The following is a 16,309-nucleotide window of genomic DNA, read 5'->3' on the forward strand; positions in this document are numbered from 1 at the left end:
GGTGCCGGCGGGCTCCCCCTCGCCCACCGGCACCCGATCCCCCGGCACCCGTGGGCGCCTGATCCCCAGCCCTGTGAATGCCCGACCCCCTGGCACCCGCCCCCTGAACCCCCGACCTCATCCCCGGCCCTCGCCCCCCGGCAACCGATCCCCCGGCCCCGTCGCCCCATCCCCAGCGCCGGTCCACGGGCACCGTCCCCCGAAGCCCGATCCCGACGTCGATCCCCCACGCCCGCCCCCTGTGCCTGCCCCCTCTGTGCCTGCCCCCTGTGCCGCACCGCCCCCGATCCCCGGCCCACCGCCGCCGGACCCCACCGGCGGCCCGCGGCCTACGCCGCCAGCGCCTCCCGCTCCACCACCAGCGGCAGGCCCATCGCCCGCGCGTACAGCGCCTCGAACGTCTCCAGGGTCGACTCGATCGCGTGCGCCGAGATCAGCTCGCTGCTCGCCGCGCCCATCCGGGCCGTCACCGACGGGTCCGAGACGACCGAGTGCAGGCGCTCCGCCAGCCCCGCCACGTCACCGGGCGTGAACAGCCACCCGTTGCGCCCCGGCCGGCACAGGTGCGGCAGGGCCATCGCGTCCGCCACCACCACGGGCTTGCCCGCCGCCATCGCCTCCATCGTCGCCAGGCTCTGCAGCTCCGCGATGCCCGGCATGCAGAACACGTCCGCGCCCTGGTAGGCGTCCAGCAGCTCCTCCTCGCCCACGAAACCCCGGAACCGGACGCGGTCGGCGATGCCCAGGTCGGCCGCCAGCAGCTCCCACTCCGCGCGGCACGAGCCGTCGCCCACGACGTCGGCGTGCAGGCGGGGCACGAGGGCCACCGCGCGCAGCAGCTCGTCGACCCGCTTCTCCTCGTCCAGGCGGCCCACGAACAGCACCGTCGGCGCGTCGTTCGTCCGCACGGCCGGGCGCAGGCGGTACCGGTCGATGTCGATGCCGCACGACACCGGCACCGCGCGCTCGGGGAAGCCGTTGTCGTGCAGCAGTTGCACGGCGCGCGGTGTCGGGGCGGTCACCACGTCCGCCGCGCCGAACACCCGCACCAGGTCCCGCCACGCCCAGCGCGACGCCACGCCCTGGAGCCACGCGGGCACGCGGGCGTGGCCGAACAGGTTCTCCGGCATGAAGTGGTTCGTGGCCACCGTGGGTATGCCCAGCTCCGCCGCCTGCCGCAGGACGTACCGGCCGACCACGAAGTGCGCCTGGACGTGCACCAGGTCCGGCGTCAGCCGGGTCAGCAGCTCGCGCACGTCGCCGCGCACCTGCCACGGCAGGCCGATCCGGAACGTGCGGTGGAACGGCGTCCGGTGCGACCGCAACCGGTGGACGGTGATGCCGTCGACGTGCTCGGTGCGCGCGACGCCGACCGGGTCGACGGCGATCACGTGCACGTCGTGGCCGCGGCCCGCGAGGCCGGTGGCGAGCCGGTGGGCGAACCTCGCCGCGCCGTTGACGTCCGGGGGGAACGTCTCCGCGGCGATCACGATCCGCATGGCGCGTCCGTCGTTCACGATGGTCTCCGATCTGGGAAGTGCGGGAAGGACAGGGAGTTCCGGAGAGCGGGCCAGCACGACCACGCCACCGATGGCGACCGCGGCGCAGGCGACCTCGGCCAGGGCGACGAGCCCGCTGGTCCGGGTGGCTTCCCCGAGCAGGCCGGCGCCGATGCCGACGGCCACGAGCGGGTCCACCACGGTGAGGCAGGCCACCGCCAGGTGCGGCGGCCCGGCGGCGTAGGCGTGCTGGATGAACCAGCCGCCGACGACGAGGGCGACGGCGATGCCCGCCGCCGAGAGCCCGGTCGACCACGCGACCGCGCCCTGCTGGACGTCCTGGGACACCGAGCGCATGAGCACCGAGACGTAGCCGTAGGCGACACCGCCCGCCGCGCCGAAGCCCAGCGCGCGGGCGGTGGGCGCGGCGGCCAGCACCCCGAGCAGGCCCGGCGCGGCGATCAGGCCGAGCGCCACCAGCCCGGCGGTCAGCTCGGCCTCCGGCGCGACCGGGGTGGCCGTGGCGCTGCCCGCCGCGAGGAACACGAACGCGCCGACGCCGAACGTGGTGAGCGCCACGGCGGGCAGCTCCCGACGACGGCCGTCGAGCACGGCCGTGATGCCGATCGCGAGCACCCCGACGGGCTGGACGACGCTCAACGGCGCCATGCCCAGCGCCGCCGCGTGCACCGCCGCGCCGACGACCAGCAGCACCAGCCCCGCGAGCCACCGCGGGCGGCGCAGCAGGTCCAGCACCCGCAACGCGCCTTCCGCGGCGTGCACGGCGTCGTGCTGGAGCCGCGCGGCGAACGCGAAGAACGCGGCGCCCACCACCGCGAGCAGGACGGCGAGCCACGTCACGACCGCGCCTCCCGCCCGACCGCGGCGGCCAGCGCGAACAGCAGGCCGTACAGCATGAGGAAAAGCACCCGCTCGAAAAGCCCGAGCAACACGGCCCCCTCATAGCTGAGCGTCACGTGGCTCACCATGAATGCGCACGAGGTCAACCCCGCGGCGACCGAAAAACGACGCACCGCGGTACTGGAAATGAACCGACGGGAAATCAACCACCCCGCCAGCGGCAGGCTCGCGAACATCACCGCACCCGCGTACCGGTGCACCGCGCCGGAGAACGAGGTGGGCGTGCCGGTCGGGTCCGTGGGGAACACCGCGGCGACCGTCAGCCCGCCCACCCACAGCCCCATCAGCACCGTCACCGGCCCCCGCCTGGGCAAACCCCGCCGGACGAGGACCGCCAGCAGCACCGCCGAGGCCGCCGCGAGCGACAGCGCGGTCACCGCCAGCAGCCCGGAACCGTGCGCCACGAAGATGTAATCGCTGATCGTGTGGCTGATCGGGCTCAACTCGCCGACCGACGCCACGTGCAGGTAGACAATCGGGAACAGCGACAGGACAAGGCCCGCGACCGCCAGCGGCAAGGCCGCCGCGCGTCTTTCCCCCCGGATCTCCGTCACGAGGGAATCCTGTCGTCCGAACGGGTGGCGAAACTATCCGGAACACCCCCGAGGAAACCCTGAGGCGACCCCCAGGGGCCAGGTGGGGCTGACCCCACCACCGGGCCGGGGCGCGCCACGCCCTAGGCTCTGCCGTCGTGAGCCCGCACCCCCAGCACCCTGCCGTGGAAGTGTCGGGGCTGGTCAAGCGATACGGCTCGGTCGTCGCGGTGAACGGACTCGACCTCACCCTCGAACGCGGCACGGTGCTCGCCCTGCTCGGCCCCAACGGCGCGGGCAAGACCACCACCGTCGAGGTGTGCGAGGGGTTCCGGCGCGCCGACGGCGGACAGGTCCGCGTGCTCGGCCTGGACCCCCGCGCACCCGAGCTGCGCCCCCGCATCGGCGTGATGCCGCAGGGCGGCGGCGGCTACCCCGGCGTGCGCGCCGACGAGATGCTGCGGCTGGTCGCGACCTGCGCCGCCGACCCGCTCGACCCGGCCTGGCTGCTCGACGTCCTCGGGCTGTCCGGCGTGGGCCGCACGCCCTACAAGCGGCTCTCCGGCGGGCAGCAGCAGCGGCTGTCGCTCGCCTGCGCGCTGGTCGGCCGCCCCGAACTGGTGTTCCTGGACGAGCCGACCGCCGGCATGGACCCCCAGGCCCGGCGGGTCGTGTGGGACCTGGTCGCGGCCCTGCGCGCCGACGGCGTCAGCGTCCTGCTGACCACCCACCTCATGGACGAGGCCGAGGCGCTCGCCGACCGGGTCGTGATCGTGGACGCGGGCCGCGTGGTGGCCGCCGGCACACCCGCCGAACTGACCTCCCACCGGACCGAGGAGCAGCAGCTGAGGTTCCGCGCCCGACCCGGCCTGGACCTGACGCTGCTGTCCGACGCCCTCCCCGAGGGGATGCGGGTGCGCGAGGCCACCCGCGGCGGCTACCTCGTGCAGGGGCGGATCGACCCGCAGGTCGTCTCGACCGTGACGTCCTGGTGCGCCCAACAGGGCGTGCTGGCCGAGGAGCTGACGGTGGCCAAACGAAGCCTGGAAGACGTCTTCCTGGACCTGACGGGGCGGGAGCTGCGGTCGTGAGCGCGGACACCACCCGGTTCCCACCCGGCACCTTCACCCCCGCGCCCGGGCGCGGCGGCCTCGGCCGGATGCTGTGGGCGCAGGCCCGCACCGAAGCCCTGCTCACCCTGCGCAACGGCGAACAGGTCCTGCTGACCGTGCTGATCCCGGTCGCGCTGCTCATCGGGCTCAGCCTCATGACGGTGATCCCGCTGCCCGAACCGCGGGTCGCCTCCGCCACCGCGCGCATGCTGGCGCTGGCGGTCATCTCGTCGGCGTTCACCGGGCAGGCCATCGCCCTCGGGTTCGACCGCCGCTACGGCGTGCTCAAGCGGCTGGCCGCCACCGCGCTGCCCCGCTGGCTGCTGGTGGCCGGGCGCGTCGCCGCCGGGTTCGCCGTGGTCGCCGTGCAGGTCGTCATCCTGGCCGGGACGGCCCTGCTGCTCGGGTGGCGGCTGCCCGGCGCGGGTGGGCTGCTGTGGGCCGTGGCCCTGCTGGTGCTCGGCACCCTGGCGTTCGGGGCGCTCGGCGTCCTGCTCGGCGGCGCGCTGCGGGCGGAGATCGTGCTCGCGCTCGCGAACATCGTGTGGTTCCTGCTGCTCATGGTCGGCGGCGTCGCGGTCGGCGTGGACAGCCTGCCGCCCTGGCTCGCCACGGCGGTCGAACTGCTGCCGTCGGCCGCGCTGGCCGAGGGCCTGCACGGCGCGCTCGTCGACGGCTCCGCGCCCGGCCTGCGCCCGGTGCTCGTGCTGCTCGGCTGGGGCGCGGCGGCCGCGGCGCTGGCCGCCCGCACCACACGGCTCTCCTGACCTGGGCGACTCTCCTGACCTGGGCGGCCCTCGCGGACCCGGTCGGCGGCGGGACCGCCGACCCGGCCAAGCCGTCTCAGGAAGCGGTACCTACCATCGGTAGCCGTGCCCACCTGGTTCACCGCCCCGCTCGTCAGGTTCCAACGCGCGTTCGCCATCGCGGTGGTGATCGCCGAGGCCGGGATCGCGGTCACCGGGTCGGTCGTGCGGGTCACGGGCTCCGGCCTGGGCTGCCCCACCTGGCCCGAGTGTGTCGCGGGCAGCCTCATCCCGGTGGAGCACCCCGAGGTCGCCCCGCTCAACCAGTGGGTGGAGTTCGGCAACCGCACGCTCACCGGCGTGGTCGGCATCATCGCCGCGCTGTGCGTGCTGTCCGCCTGGTACAACCGCCCGCGCCGGCCGCGGGTGCTCAAGCTGGCGCTGGTCCAGTTCGGCGGCGTGGTGCTCCAGGCCGTGATCGGCGGGATGCTCGTGCTGGTCGACCTGCTCTGGTGGGCGGTCAGCATCCACATGTTGGTGTCGATGGTGCTGGTGTGGGCCGCCGTGCTGCTCGTGGCCTCGCTGCGCGAGGGCGACGAGCCGGCCGTGCCGCTGGTGTCGAAGAACGTCATGCGGCTCCAGGTCGTGCAGGCCGCCGTGCTGGGCCTGCTCATGCTCGCCGGCACGTTCGTCACCGCCGCCGGGCCGCACGCGGGCGACGCCGCCACGCCGCGGCTGGACCTGCCCGTGCCCACGCTCGCGCAGGTCCACGCCGACCTGCTCTTCCTGTTCCTCGGGATGCTGATCGCGCTCGGGTTCATGCTCGGCAGGCACGCCCGCCGCGCCTACGCGATCCTCGTCGCCGCGGTCGTCGCGCAGGGCGCGGTGGGCATGGTGCAGTACTGGACCGGTGTGCCCGAGGTGCTGGTCTCGGTCCACGTGCTGGGCGCCGGCGTCGTCGTCGTCGCCACCGCCAACCTGTGGACCGCGACCCGCGTGCGGCCTCACCTGGACGAGGCGGGCCTGCGCTCCCAGACGGCGGGCAGCTCGGTCGCCAGCCACGTGTAGAGGTCGTCCACGGTCCGCAGCCGCATCGCGCGCTCCGGGTCGCCGCTCATCAGCCGCATCCCGGACTCGGTCAGCTCCCGGACGCTCACCAGCGCGTCCAGCTTGCGCTGCACCAGGTCGGCCCACCTCTTCTCGTTGATCCGGAACTGCGCCGCCTGCCTGCCGCGCCGCGTGCGCTTCGTCACCAGCCCGGCGTTCACCAAGAACTTCAGGTTGGTCGAGATGGAGCCGCTGGACGCCTCCAGCTCCTGGGACAGCTCCGCCGCCGTCCGCTCCGACGGCAGGCACACCAGCAGGTAGCCGAGGATGCGCCCGCCGATGAGCGGGATGCCCTCCTCCGCGAAGTGCGCGGCGAACCGCTCGATCCACGCCGACAGCCGGGTCTCACGTCCGACGCCCACTGGCCATCCCCCTCATTCGGTCGACACTGAAGCCATAGTAGGCAGTCAGAGGCGCCGGAGGCCCGCCAACACGCGCTCCATCAGACCGAGATCCGGCTGTTCGCCGTCGGCGGACGCCGTCTCGTGCACGTCGATCAGCCCGCGCTCGGCCATGTCGCCGAGCAGCACCTTGGCCACGCCCAGCGGCAGCCGCAGCAACGCCGCGACCTCCGCCACCGAGCGCGGCCCGCCCACGAGGTTGATCACCTCCTGGTACTCGGCCTGCACCGCGCCGCGGTGGTCCCGGTCCACCGCCGACACCAGCGTCTCGACCTCCAACTGGCGCGCCGACGTGGTCCGCCCGCCCGTCCACGAGTAGGGCCGCACGATCGACGCGGCCTCCTCGCGCGGGTAGTCCTCGCGCGGGTGGTCGAGGTCCGCGTCGTCGTCCTGGAAGACCGGGTGCGGCCGGGTCGGGCGGTCCACCGGGTCCGGCTCCGGCGGCGGCCCGGTCCTGCGCCGCCGGTCGGAGCCCAGGCTGATCCCGTTGAGCAGCTCGGCGAACGCCCGCTCCGCGGACTCCTCGTCGTCCTCGCTCATGACCACCTCACGCCGACGGGTGGGCCATCATCCGCTGCGCGCCCTGCAACTCCGCGCGCAGCTCCGGGGTGAGGAGCTGGCCGACCTGGTCCACCACCACGGTCATCTCGTAGGCGACCTGGCCGACGTCGGCGTCCGGCGCGGCCAGCACCGCGAGGCACGAGCCGTCCCGGATCGACATCAGCAGCATGATCCCGTACTGCATCTCGATCACCGAGCGCAGCACGCCACCGCCGTCGAAGCACCGCGCGGCCGACTCGGTCAGGCTCGTCACGCCCGCCGCGATCGCCGACAGCTGCTCCGCGCGGTCCTCCGGCAGCCCGTCCGACGCCGTGAGCAGCAGCCCGTCCACGGAGATCACCACGGCGTGCGCGACACCGGGCACCCGATCGGCGAAATTGCTCACCAACCAGCCGAACTGGTCGACCTGCCGTGACCTCTGCCCGCTCATGTCGTGTTCTCCCGCCCCGTTCGGTGCTCTCCCGAGTCCCGGACACCTTGCCGGACCCCCGTCTGGTAACTCGCCAGGAACCCGCGTGTCGCGTTCGCATCCCTCCGGACGGGTGCCACCGCATCGGGTGCACCCGGCCGCTCGGCGACCAGGTTCGAGCGCGGACGCCGCTTGGGCAGCTCCGCGTTGTTCTCCTGCACAGGCGCCTCCCCCTGTCCGGGCACGCGCGCGTGCCCGGACTGTTCAACGGGCGGGAGGCGTGAGGGTTCCACGGCGTTGCGCCGCCCGGTGAACCACGTCGAGCCGGGCCGGGGCCCGGCGGGCGCCCGCGTCGCGGGTGTCGGCGCGCCGGGTGCGGAGGGCGGCGCGCCGGTGGGGTCGGCCGGCGCGCCGTGCGCGCCGGGTGCGGAGCGGGTCGGCACGCCGGGCGCGGGGCTCGGCGCGTCGGGTGGGACGAACCCGTTGAACACCGAGGACACGGGTTCGACGGTGTGGCCCTGGAAGGAGGTCCAGCCGCTCTCGCGGGACGCCGCGGGGTGCGCCGCCGTCGCGTGGTGCCCCGGACCGGCGGGCGCGGCGGTGGCCGGCGTCGGGAAGTCCGGCGCGGCGGCGTTCGGCGCGGGGTTCGGGGTCGCCGAAGCCGGTGCGGGGTTCGGTGCGGCGGCGGCCACGGGCGCGGGGGTCGTCGGCGCGGCGGTCGTCGGCGCGGGGGTGGTCGGCGCGGGGGTCGTCGGCGCGGCGGGCAGCCCGAACGCGGGTGGCGCGGCGGCGTGCCGGGAGGTCTGCGGACCGGCGGCGGGCCGGGCACCCGGCGGGGGCGCCGCCCGGACGAGGTCGGCGGGCAGCGCCACGACCGCGCGCACGCCCTCGCCGTGGTCGCGCAGCGCCACCTGGACGCCGTGCCGCCCGGCCAGCCTGCCCACCACGTACAACCCGAGCCGCCGAGCCACCGGCAGCTCGGCCGAGTCGTCCGCCGCGGCCAGCGCGATCTTGCGGTTGGCCACCGCCAGGTCCTCCTCCGACATGCCGACGCCGACGTCGAGGACGTCCACCAGCACGCCGCCACCCGGCCGGGCCCGACCGCCGACCACGACCTGCGTGCTCGGCGGCGAGAACGAGGCCGCGTTGTCCATCAGCTCGGCGACCAGCCGGACCAGGTCGCCCGCCGCGTAGCCGACCACCTCGACCGACGGCGTGGCCTGCACGACGACCCGCTGGTACTGCTCGATCTCCGACGCCGCGGCGCGCAGCACGTCGCCCAGCGGCACCGGCCGGGTGAAGCGGCGCGCCACGTCGCTGCCGGAGAGCACTATCAGGTTCTCGTTGTTGCGGCGCATCCGCGTCGCCAGGTTGTCCAGCTTGAACAGGTTCGCGAGCTGCTCGGGGTTCTCCTCCTGCCGCTCCAGCTCCTCCATCAGCCGGAGCTGCCGCTCCACCAGGCCCTGGCTGCGGCGGGACAGGTTGATGAACGCGTTGCGCATGCCCGTCCGCAGCTCGGCCTGCTCGGCGGCGGAGCTGACCGCCTGCCGGTGCACCGCGTCGAACGCGCGGGCGAGCTGGCCCAGCTCGTCGGTGGTGTGCACGGGCACCGGCTCCACGGTGACGTCCGGCGCGGCGTTGTCGCGCAGCTGCGCGACCAGGGTGGGCAGCCGGTGCTGGGCCACGTCGAGCGCCGCGACCCGCAGGGCGCGCAGCGAGCGCAGCATGTTCCGGCCGACGACGAACCCGACCGCGCCCGCCGCGAACAGCGAGGCGAGCAGGACCACCGAGGCCGCGCCCGCCCGGTCGCTGGTCTCGTCCTGTAGGCGTGTGGCCGCCTCGGTGAGCTGGTTCTCCAGGCCGCGCAGCACGACGTCGAACCGCTCGGCGGTGCCCACCGACCCGCTGTGCCACGCCTCGGCGTCCACGGCGGCGATCCGGTCCGGGTCGCCGCGGACCTGCTGCAACAGGCTGTTGCGCGTGTCCACGGGCAGGCCGGCGATGGTGGCGCGGTAGTCGGCCTGCTGCCGCGGCGTGGCGACGGCGTCGAAGTCGGCGATCTTGTCCTGCTGGCGGGTCCACGACTGCTCCAGCGCGGTCCGCTCGTCGTCGGCCAGCGCGCCCCGGCTGATGCCCGCCAGCACGGTGGCGTGCTGCCACGACATCTGCTCGTCCGCCATCGCGAGGTTGTGCAGCGCGGTGGCGGTGCCGGACAGCGCCGGGTCGCCGAAGTCGCCCACCATCGCCTGGTCGAAGTCCAGCAGGGCGCGCAGCACGACGGTGTAGCCGCCGATCGCGCTCGCGAGGTCGACACCGCCCGCGAGCACCCGGCCGCGCAGCTGCGGCAGGCCGTCGAGCTGCACGGTGGCGTCCAGGAACCGCGCGCTCGCGACGTCGCCGAGGGACGTGGCGCGCTCCATCAGGTTCCGCACGCCGGCCGCGGCGGCGTCCGTGGCGCGCGTGAGGTCCTTGAAGCGCCGCTCGTTGACGCCCGCGTTCTCGCCGCGCCGCGCCGAGAACGCGCGCTCCGCCTGCACGCCCGAGATCAACGGGTCCAGGCCGGCACGCAGGGTGACCATGTGCCGGGAGGCGGTGTAGCCGTCGGCCGCGCGGACGTAGCCGCGGATCTGCACCACGCCCGCGCCGACCGCGACGATCACCGGCACGGCCAGCACGGCGGCGAGCTTGACCGGCAGGCGCCAGTTGCGCCAGTCCGCGACAGCGCCCCACCACTGCCGGCGTGCGCTGTTGTCGCCAGTCACCAGACAAGTCCCCGGAGATGTGTCGGAAGTGTTCGCCCCACCACGCGATACGACACCCGCGCGGGTACGCGGCCGGCGGCGGGTGCTGCTGCGCGATAGTAGGTCGTGTTCCGGGCCACGACAACGACCTCGGCGCATGTGCTCATCCGTTCGGATCAGCCACGGATAGTGATCATCGCTCCACGATCGGGTCGGGGGCCCGCGCGGGCGAGGACCGTGAGCTGCCGGGACGACCACCCCCGCGGCGGCGGTCGCCGGTTCCGCCGTTGACTGGCGGCCACGCGCGGTTAGGCTGATCGCCCACCCAGCCGCGCTGCCCCCTGCGGTGGAGAGGCACATCCCATCCCCGTGGAGGTCCGATGGAGAAGGCGATCCCGCCCCCGGCGGGCACCCGCGCCCGCGGGTTCGCGACCTTCGACGAGCCACCGCCTCCCCTGCTGGTCGACGAGGCGGGAGAGCCGGACTACCCGGCGATCCGGGACAGCGCCGAGTTCCGCGAGCTGCGCCGCCGCACCGCCCTGTTCGTGGTGCCCGCGGTCCTGGGCTTCCTGACCTGGTACCTGGGCTACGTGGCGCTGTCGGCGTACGCGCCGGGCTTCATGGGCACGCCGGTGGTCGGCCTGGTGAACGTCGGGATGGTGTTCGGCCTGCTCCAGTTCGCCACGACGATCGCGCTGACCGCGTGGTACGCCCGCCACGCCCGCCGCCGGATCGACCCGCAGGTCGCGGCGGTCCGGGCGCTCACCGCGGAGGAGCGCCGGTGACCGGCGGCAACACGGCGATCAACGTGGGCGTGTTCGCCGTCTTCGTGCTGATCACGCTCTACGTCGTCTACCGGGTCGGCTCCCGCAACGCGACCGCGTCGGACTACTACGCGGCGGGCAGCAGCTTCACCGGGCCGCAGAACGGGGTGGCGCTGTCCGGCGACTTCCTGTCCGCCGCGTCGTTCCTGGGCATCTCGGGCAGCATCGCGGTCAACGGCTACGACGGGTTCCTGTACTCCATCGGCTGGGTCGTGTCCTGGCTGATGGGCCTGATGATCATCGCGGAGCGCCTGCGCAACACCGGCCGGTTCACCCTCGGCGACGTGCTGGCGTTCCGGATGCGGCAGCGGCCGGTGCGCGCGGCGGCGGCGAACGTGACGCTGGTGATCTCGCTGTTCTACATGATCGCGCAGATGGCGGGCGCGGGCGCGTTGATGGCGCTGCTGCTCGACGTGCACACCAAGGGCGGGCAGGCGGTCGTCATCGCGGTCGTCGGCGTCGTCATGGTGATGTACGTGCTGGTCGGCGGCATGAAGGGCACCACGTGGGTGCAGATCATCAAGGCCGTGCTGCTGATCCTGTGCGTGACGCTGATGACCGCGTTCCTGCTCGGCAAGTTCGGCTTCAGCATGTCGGCAATCCTGGAGAGCGCGAGCCGCAACACCCCGCTGGGGCCCGAGGTGCTGGCGCCGGGCGCGCGGTACGGCGGTTCGCCGTTGGCGCGCCTGGACTTCATCTCGCTCGCGCTGGCGCTGGTGCTGGGCACCGCGTCGCTGCCGCACGTGCTGATGCGGTTCTACACCGTGCCGAACGCGCGCGAGGCGCGGCGCTCGGTGGTGTGGGCGACCTGGCTGATGGCGACGTTCTACCTGTGCACGCTGGTGATCGGGTTCGGCGCGCTGGCGCTGGTGGGTTCGGAGGCGATCGAGTCCGCGCCCGGCGGCGAGAACTCGGCGGCGCCGCTGCTGGCGTTCCGGGTCGGCGGCGCGGTGCTGCTCGGCATCGTGAGCGCGGTGGCGTTCGCGACGATCCTGGCCGTGGTGGCGGGGTTGACGTTGACGGCGTCGGCTTCGTTCGCGCACGACGTGTACGCGAACGTGATCAAGCGCGGCGCGGCCGACCCGAAGTCGGAGGTGCGGGTGGCCCGGCTGACCGCCGTGGCGGTGGGGCTGCTGGCCATCGGCGGCGGGATCGCGGCGAACGGGCAGAACGTGGCGTTCCTGGTGGCGCTGGCGTTCGCGCTGGCGGCGTCGGCGAACCTGTCCACCATCATCTACTCGATGTTCTGGAAGCGCTTCAACACCAACGGGACGCTGTGGGCGATCTACGGCGGGCTCGGGTCGTGCGTGCTGCTGATCGCCTTCTCGCCCGCCGTGTCCGGCGCGAAGACGTCGGTGTTCCCGGACGTGGACTTCGCGTGGTTCCCGCTGGGCAATCCGGGCCTGGTGTCGATCCCGTTCTCGTTCCTGTGCGGGTGGCTGGGGACGGTGCTGAGCAAGGAGGAGGCGGACCCGGCGAAGCAGGCCGAGATGGAGGTCCGCTCGCTGACCGGCATCGGTTCCGGTCTGCGGTAGCCGCGTTCGGGTGGTCGGGCGTCCGGTCGTTCACTCGAACGATTCCACTCGAACGTGGTGTTTCGATCATGCTTCGGGGTGTCGTCCGGGCTGCGGGGCTCCCGAGGCCGGGGGGCTCGCGGACCGCCGGTTACGCCGCCACCCTCGCGCCCAACGCGGCCCGGACCGCCGACGCGAACCTCATCGGCGCCGACGCGTCGGTCTGCCGGAGCCCCAGCGAAGGCTCGACCAACTCCAGTTCGAGCACCAGCGGCGTGCCGTCCGCCCCGTTCACCAGATCGACCCGCGCGTACAGGAAGTCGTTGCGCCGCAAGCCGACCAGGGCCGCCGCGGCGTCCAGGGCGTCCTCGGCGACCCGCCGCTGGGCCCCGGACGGCGACGCGCCGGCGAGCCGCTCCACGACGAACAGCCCCGACTCGTCGACCTCGGCGTCGGGCGTGAGCATCGCGCCCTTGGCGAAGGCGTGCGAGTACTGGCCGCCGAAGAACACCACCGCCGTCTCGCCCTGGGTGTCCACTGCCGCCTGGTAGGGCTGCACCAGCGCCGTGCCGCCGAGCGCGTCGAGGTGGTCGGCGGCGGTCGCGAGATCGCCGGCGGCGACCCGCAACGCCCCGCGCGACCCCGCGCCGACCGCCGGCTTGACCACGAAGTCGCCCGCGGGCCAGTCGCGGAAGCCGGGCGCGGCGAGGGCGGTCGGCACCACGGGCACACCCGCGTCGGCCAGCTCGACGAGGTACTTCTTGTCGGTGTTCCACGGCACCACGGCCGCCGGGTTGGCCAACGCCGGCACCGAGGCGACCCACTCCAGGAACTCCGGCAACCGCTCGGTGTAGTCCCACGTGGACCGCAGGATCACGAGGTCGGCGTGCCGCGACTCGGCCGCCCCCCACACCGTCCACGAGGCGTCCACGCCGACCTCGGCGAGGGCGTCGACCAGCACGGCGTCGTCGCCGTCGCCGGTGGGCAGGGAGGCGCACGTCGCGAACAAAACCTTCACATCCGCAGCCTAGACAACCGAATCCCGCCACGCCGCACGGCGAGCCGCAGGTCACGCCCGCCGCCCCCGGCGCTCAGGCGCCCGACCGACCGGCACGGGCACACGAGTGACGCGACCGGCGCGGGCACACGAGTGACGCGACCGGCGCGAGCGCACGAGTGACGCGACCGACGCGAGCAGCGGAATGTCCTCTCGCGACGCGTCCTCTCGCGACGGTCTGGGTCCTCTGCCGAGCGACCGCAGGTACCTCCGGCGAGCGACGGCGGGGCCTCTGGCGGCGAGGGTGGGAGGCCCTGGCAGCGGTGAAGAGCGTCCGAAGAGTGTCCTCTGGCGACGCTTGGGCCGCCGTGCGGCATCAGGCGCAGCGGCGCTGTGGCGTCTCGGCTCCACTGTGGCCGGTCCGGTCACGCGCCGCGCTTCGGCACCTGCCTCCGGGAGCACCGGCCTCGGGCGGACCTCGGGCGAGGGCTTCGGGCGGGCTCCACGCGCGCGGGAGCGATCCACCACACGCGCCTGGCCGCGCAATCGCCTGGCCGCTCCGCCGTGCAGCCGCTTGGCCGTGCAATCGCCTGGCCGCTCCGCCGTGCCGCTCGGCCGTGCAGCCGTCTGGCCACGCAATCGCCTGGCCGCGCAGTCGCCGGCTCCGCAGCCGCATCAGCCCGCCGACGCCGCCCCATCGCCGACGCCGGTCCACCCAAGCGCGCCGGCCCACCCACGCGGCGCCACCAGCGGGCGCTTGAGCCTGGGTGGTGTTCCCCCCGCCAGCGCCGCCTCCTTGTTCTGGCAACGCGAATGGTAATGAAAAGGTGCCGCGAATCCGCCCAGTTCAGCCGATAGGGTGATCAAGGAGCAGCGGAAGCACTGGTCAGCGGCCTGCCATCCGGTGGCGGTGCCCGGCGCCGATCTTCACCTGCGCGGTCGTCTCCCGGTCCCACTCGTGCTGCTCCAGGTCGGGCACGGCCGCGATCAGCGCCTCGGCATCGGCCACCGAGCGCACGAACACGTCGCCCATCGCGCCGTCCTCACCCACCAGCACCACGCGCGCACCGGCCCGCCCGACGTTCTCCACCACGGCCCGCGCGGACTTTCCATGGGCCGCCACGAACGCCTTCGCCGCCTTGACCGCCGCACCGACCTTCCGGTCCCCGATGTCGACCTTCTTGTCCTCAGCCACCCCGCCAGCCTAGAACCTGCGGGTAACTTCCGTGCACGTGACCGAAACCACGACTCTCCCCCACCTGGTCGAGCAGTTCCTCGCCTGGCAGTTCGACCGCACCCCCGGCACCGCCGCGATGCTCGGCTCCCTCAACCACGACCACACCCTGGGCGACTTCAGCGCGCAGGCGTTCGCCGACCACGACCGCGAGGCCGACGCCTGGCTCGAACGGTTCGTGCGGGTCCGGACCGACGACCTCGAGGAGTCCGTCGACCGGGACCTCGTCGTCTCCGTCCTGCGCGGCCACCAGGCGATGACCGCTTGGCCCACGTGGCGGCGCGACCCGTCGTTCTACACCTCGGCGGTGCTGTTCCCGCTGTTCACCGCCTTCCTCAACCGCCTGCGCCCGGAGCCCGAGCTGGTCGCCAAGGTGATCGCCCGCCTCGCCGAGGTGCCCTCGCTGCTGGCCGCGTGCGAGGCCAACCTGGACCCCGACCTGGCCTCGCCCAAGATCGTCGAACGCGCCGCCGCCCAGGCCAGGACGGGCCGCTCCTTCCTCACCCGGACGCTGCCCGGCGAGGTCTCCGACCCCGCGCTGGCCGCCCGCCTCGCCGAGGCCGCCGAACCCGCCGCCGCCGCGTTCGACCGGCTCGCGGACTTCCTCACCCGGTTCGCCGGCACGGCCACCGGCGACTGGCGGATGGGCGAGAAGCTGTACTCGACGCTCCTCCAGGACAAGGAAATGCTGGGGTACGGCGCGGCCGAGCTGCACGAGCGCGGCAAGGCCGCGTACGCCGAGCTGGACGCCGAGATGCGCCGGCTGGCCGGGTCGGACGACTGGCACTCGGTGATGCTCGCCCTCCAGGACGACCACCCGCCGACGCCGGAGGCGATGCGCGCCGAGTACGAGGCGGAGACGCGGCGGGCGCGGGCGTTCCTCGTCGAGCACCGCCTGGTGACGCTCGCCGACGGCGAGGAGTGCCGCGTGGTGCCGTCGCCGACGTTCCAGCGCCCGGTCCTGAGCGTCGCGTCCTACATGTCGCCGCCGCCGCTCACGACCGCCCGCGTGGGCCACTTCTTCGTGCCGTCCCCGCCCGAGGACTTCACGCCGGACCAGGTGGCGCAGCGGTTGCGCACGAACTCCCGCGCCCAGCTCGCCTCGATCGCCGTGCACGAGGCGTACCCCGGCCACCACTGGCACCTCTCGTGGCTGGCCGCGCAGGACCGGCCGGTGCGCAAGGTGTTCCGCACCCCGTACTTCTCCGAGGGCTGGGCCCTGTACGCGGAGCACCTGATGCGCGAGCACGGCTACTTCAGCGCGGACACCGTCGGCGACGCCGGGAAGGCACGCGCCCAGGAGCTGGCGCACGTCGAGGCGCGCCTGTTCCGCGCCGCCCGGATGATCGTGGACACCGCCCTGCACTGCGGCGAGATGAGCACCGACGAGGCCGAGCACTTCATGACCACCAGGGCCTCCCTCACGCCGGGCACGGCGCGGGGCGAGGTCACCCGGTACTGCACGTGGCCGACGCAGGCACCCTCGTACCTGACGGGCGCGTTGGAGATCGAGCGCATCCGGGACGAGTTCACCGGCACCCGGCGGGAGTTCCACGACAAGCTGGCCGGGTCCGGCGCGCTGCCCCTCGGCCTGGCCCGGCGGGTCGCGCTCGGCCGGTGACGTCCCGTTGCCCGGCACGACGTCCCGTTCTCCGGCAGGGCGTCCCGTTCTCCGGGACGCGGAACAGGCCGCGCCGCGCGGCGGTTGCT

Annotated in this window: 14 protein-coding genes; 6 read left to right on the forward strand and 8 right to left on the reverse strand. The window is 74.0% G+C overall.

Annotation, left to right across the window (positions count from 1 at the left end):
- Window positions 1-329: 329 nt before the first annotated feature.
- Complete coding sequence (locus C8E97_RS25035) at window positions 330-2,360, reverse strand: glycosyltransferase (RefSeq protein ID WP_121007916.1); 2,031 nt, start codon at window positions 2,358-2,360, stop codon at window positions 330-332.
- Window positions 2,357-2,974: a DUF998 domain-containing protein gene (locus C8E97_RS25040; RefSeq protein ID WP_121007917.1), complete on the reverse strand. Its 618-nt coding sequence runs from the start codon at window positions 2,972-2,974 to the stop codon at window positions 2,357-2,359. The genes C8E97_RS25035 and C8E97_RS25040 overlap by 4 nt, the downstream gene beginning before the upstream one ends.
- A gap of 137 nt (window positions 2,975-3,111) precedes the next feature.
- Between C8E97_RS25040 and C8E97_RS25045 the strand changes: the two genes are divergently transcribed.
- The 3 genes from C8E97_RS25045 to C8E97_RS25055 all read left to right on the forward strand — a co-directional run bounded on the left by C8E97_RS25045 (window position 3,112) and on the right by C8E97_RS25055 (window position 5,879).
- A complete protein-coding gene (locus tag C8E97_RS25045; RefSeq protein ID WP_246019147.1) occupies window positions 3,112-4,044 on the forward strand; it encodes an ABC transporter ATP-binding protein in 933 nt (310 codons plus the stop codon).
- Window positions 4,041-4,832, forward strand: coding sequence for an ABC transporter permease (locus tag C8E97_RS25050; RefSeq protein ID WP_425470586.1), 792 nt, complete (start codon window positions 4,041-4,043; stop codon window positions 4,830-4,832). Before C8E97_RS25045 ends, C8E97_RS25050 begins: the two co-directional genes overlap by 4 nt.
- Window positions 4,833-4,937: 105 nt before the next feature.
- Window positions 4,938-5,879, forward strand: a complete 942-nt coding sequence (locus tag C8E97_RS25055) for a COX15/CtaA family protein (protein ID WP_121007919.1) — start codon at window positions 4,938-4,940, stop codon at window positions 5,877-5,879.
- On the opposite strand, the gene C8E97_RS25060 is transcribed toward C8E97_RS25055, so the two are convergent.
- The 4 genes from C8E97_RS25060 to C8E97_RS36585 are packed head-to-tail and all read right to left on the reverse strand — an operon-like array spanning window position 5,816 to window position 10,051.
- Window positions 5,816-6,280, reverse strand: a complete 465-nt coding sequence (locus tag C8E97_RS25060; protein ID WP_121007920.1) for a GbsR/MarR family transcriptional regulator — start codon at window positions 6,278-6,280, stop codon at window positions 5,816-5,818. The two genes, C8E97_RS25055 and C8E97_RS25060, sit on opposite strands and share 64 nt — an antisense overlap.
- A 45-nt stretch (window positions 6,281-6,325) precedes the next feature.
- Complete coding sequence (locus C8E97_RS25065) at window positions 6,326-6,859, reverse strand: DUF742 domain-containing protein (protein WP_121012314.1); 534 nt, start codon at window positions 6,857-6,859, stop codon at window positions 6,326-6,328.
- A 7-nt stretch (window positions 6,860-6,866) separates the two neighbouring features.
- The gene (locus C8E97_RS25070; protein WP_121007921.1) at window positions 6,867-7,310 is read right to left on the reverse strand and encodes a roadblock/LC7 domain-containing protein; all 444 of its coding nucleotides are present in this window, start codon (window positions 7,308-7,310) and stop codon (window positions 6,867-6,869) included.
- Window positions 7,307-10,051, reverse strand: a complete 2,745-nt coding sequence (locus C8E97_RS36585) for a nitrate- and nitrite sensing domain-containing protein (protein ID WP_121007922.1) — start codon at window positions 10,049-10,051, stop codon at window positions 7,307-7,309. Before C8E97_RS36585 ends, C8E97_RS25070 begins: the two co-directional genes overlap by 4 nt.
- Window positions 10,052-10,410: 359 nt before the next feature.
- On the opposite strand from C8E97_RS36585, the gene C8E97_RS25080 reads away from it, so the two are divergent.
- Entirely contained in the window at window positions 10,411-10,815 is a 405-nt protein-coding gene (locus C8E97_RS25080; protein ID WP_121007923.1) for a DUF485 domain-containing protein, read from the forward strand.
- Entirely contained in the window at window positions 10,812-12,389 is a 1,578-nt protein-coding gene (locus C8E97_RS25085; RefSeq protein WP_121007924.1) for a solute symporter family protein, read from the forward strand. Before C8E97_RS25080 ends, C8E97_RS25085 begins: the two co-directional genes overlap by 4 nt.
- Before the next feature lie 130 nt (window positions 12,390-12,519).
- Here C8E97_RS25085 and C8E97_RS25090 read toward each other — a convergent pair whose 3' ends face one another.
- Entirely contained in the window at window positions 12,520-13,386 is an 867-nt protein-coding gene (locus C8E97_RS25090) for an ATP-grasp domain-containing protein (RefSeq protein ID WP_121007925.1), read from the reverse strand.
- An 865-nt stretch (window positions 13,387-14,251) separates the two neighbouring features.
- The gene (locus C8E97_RS25095) at window positions 14,252-14,560 is read right to left on the reverse strand and encodes a hypothetical protein (protein ID WP_246019148.1); all 309 of its coding nucleotides are present in this window, start codon (window positions 14,558-14,560) and stop codon (window positions 14,252-14,254) included.
- A 37-nt stretch (window positions 14,561-14,597) separates the two neighbouring features.
- Here C8E97_RS25095 and C8E97_RS25100 point away from each other — a divergent pair, with 37 nt between their 5' ends.
- Window positions 14,598-16,220, forward strand: coding sequence for a DUF885 domain-containing protein (locus tag C8E97_RS25100; RefSeq protein ID WP_246019149.1), 1,623 nt, complete (start codon window positions 14,598-14,600; stop codon window positions 16,218-16,220).
- The last annotated feature ends 89 nt before the right edge of the window (window positions 16,221-16,309 follow it).

The organism is Saccharothrix australiensis (assembly GCF_003634935.1).
Lineage (GTDB): Bacteria > Actinomycetota > Actinomycetes > Mycobacteriales > Pseudonocardiaceae > Actinosynnema > Actinosynnema australiense.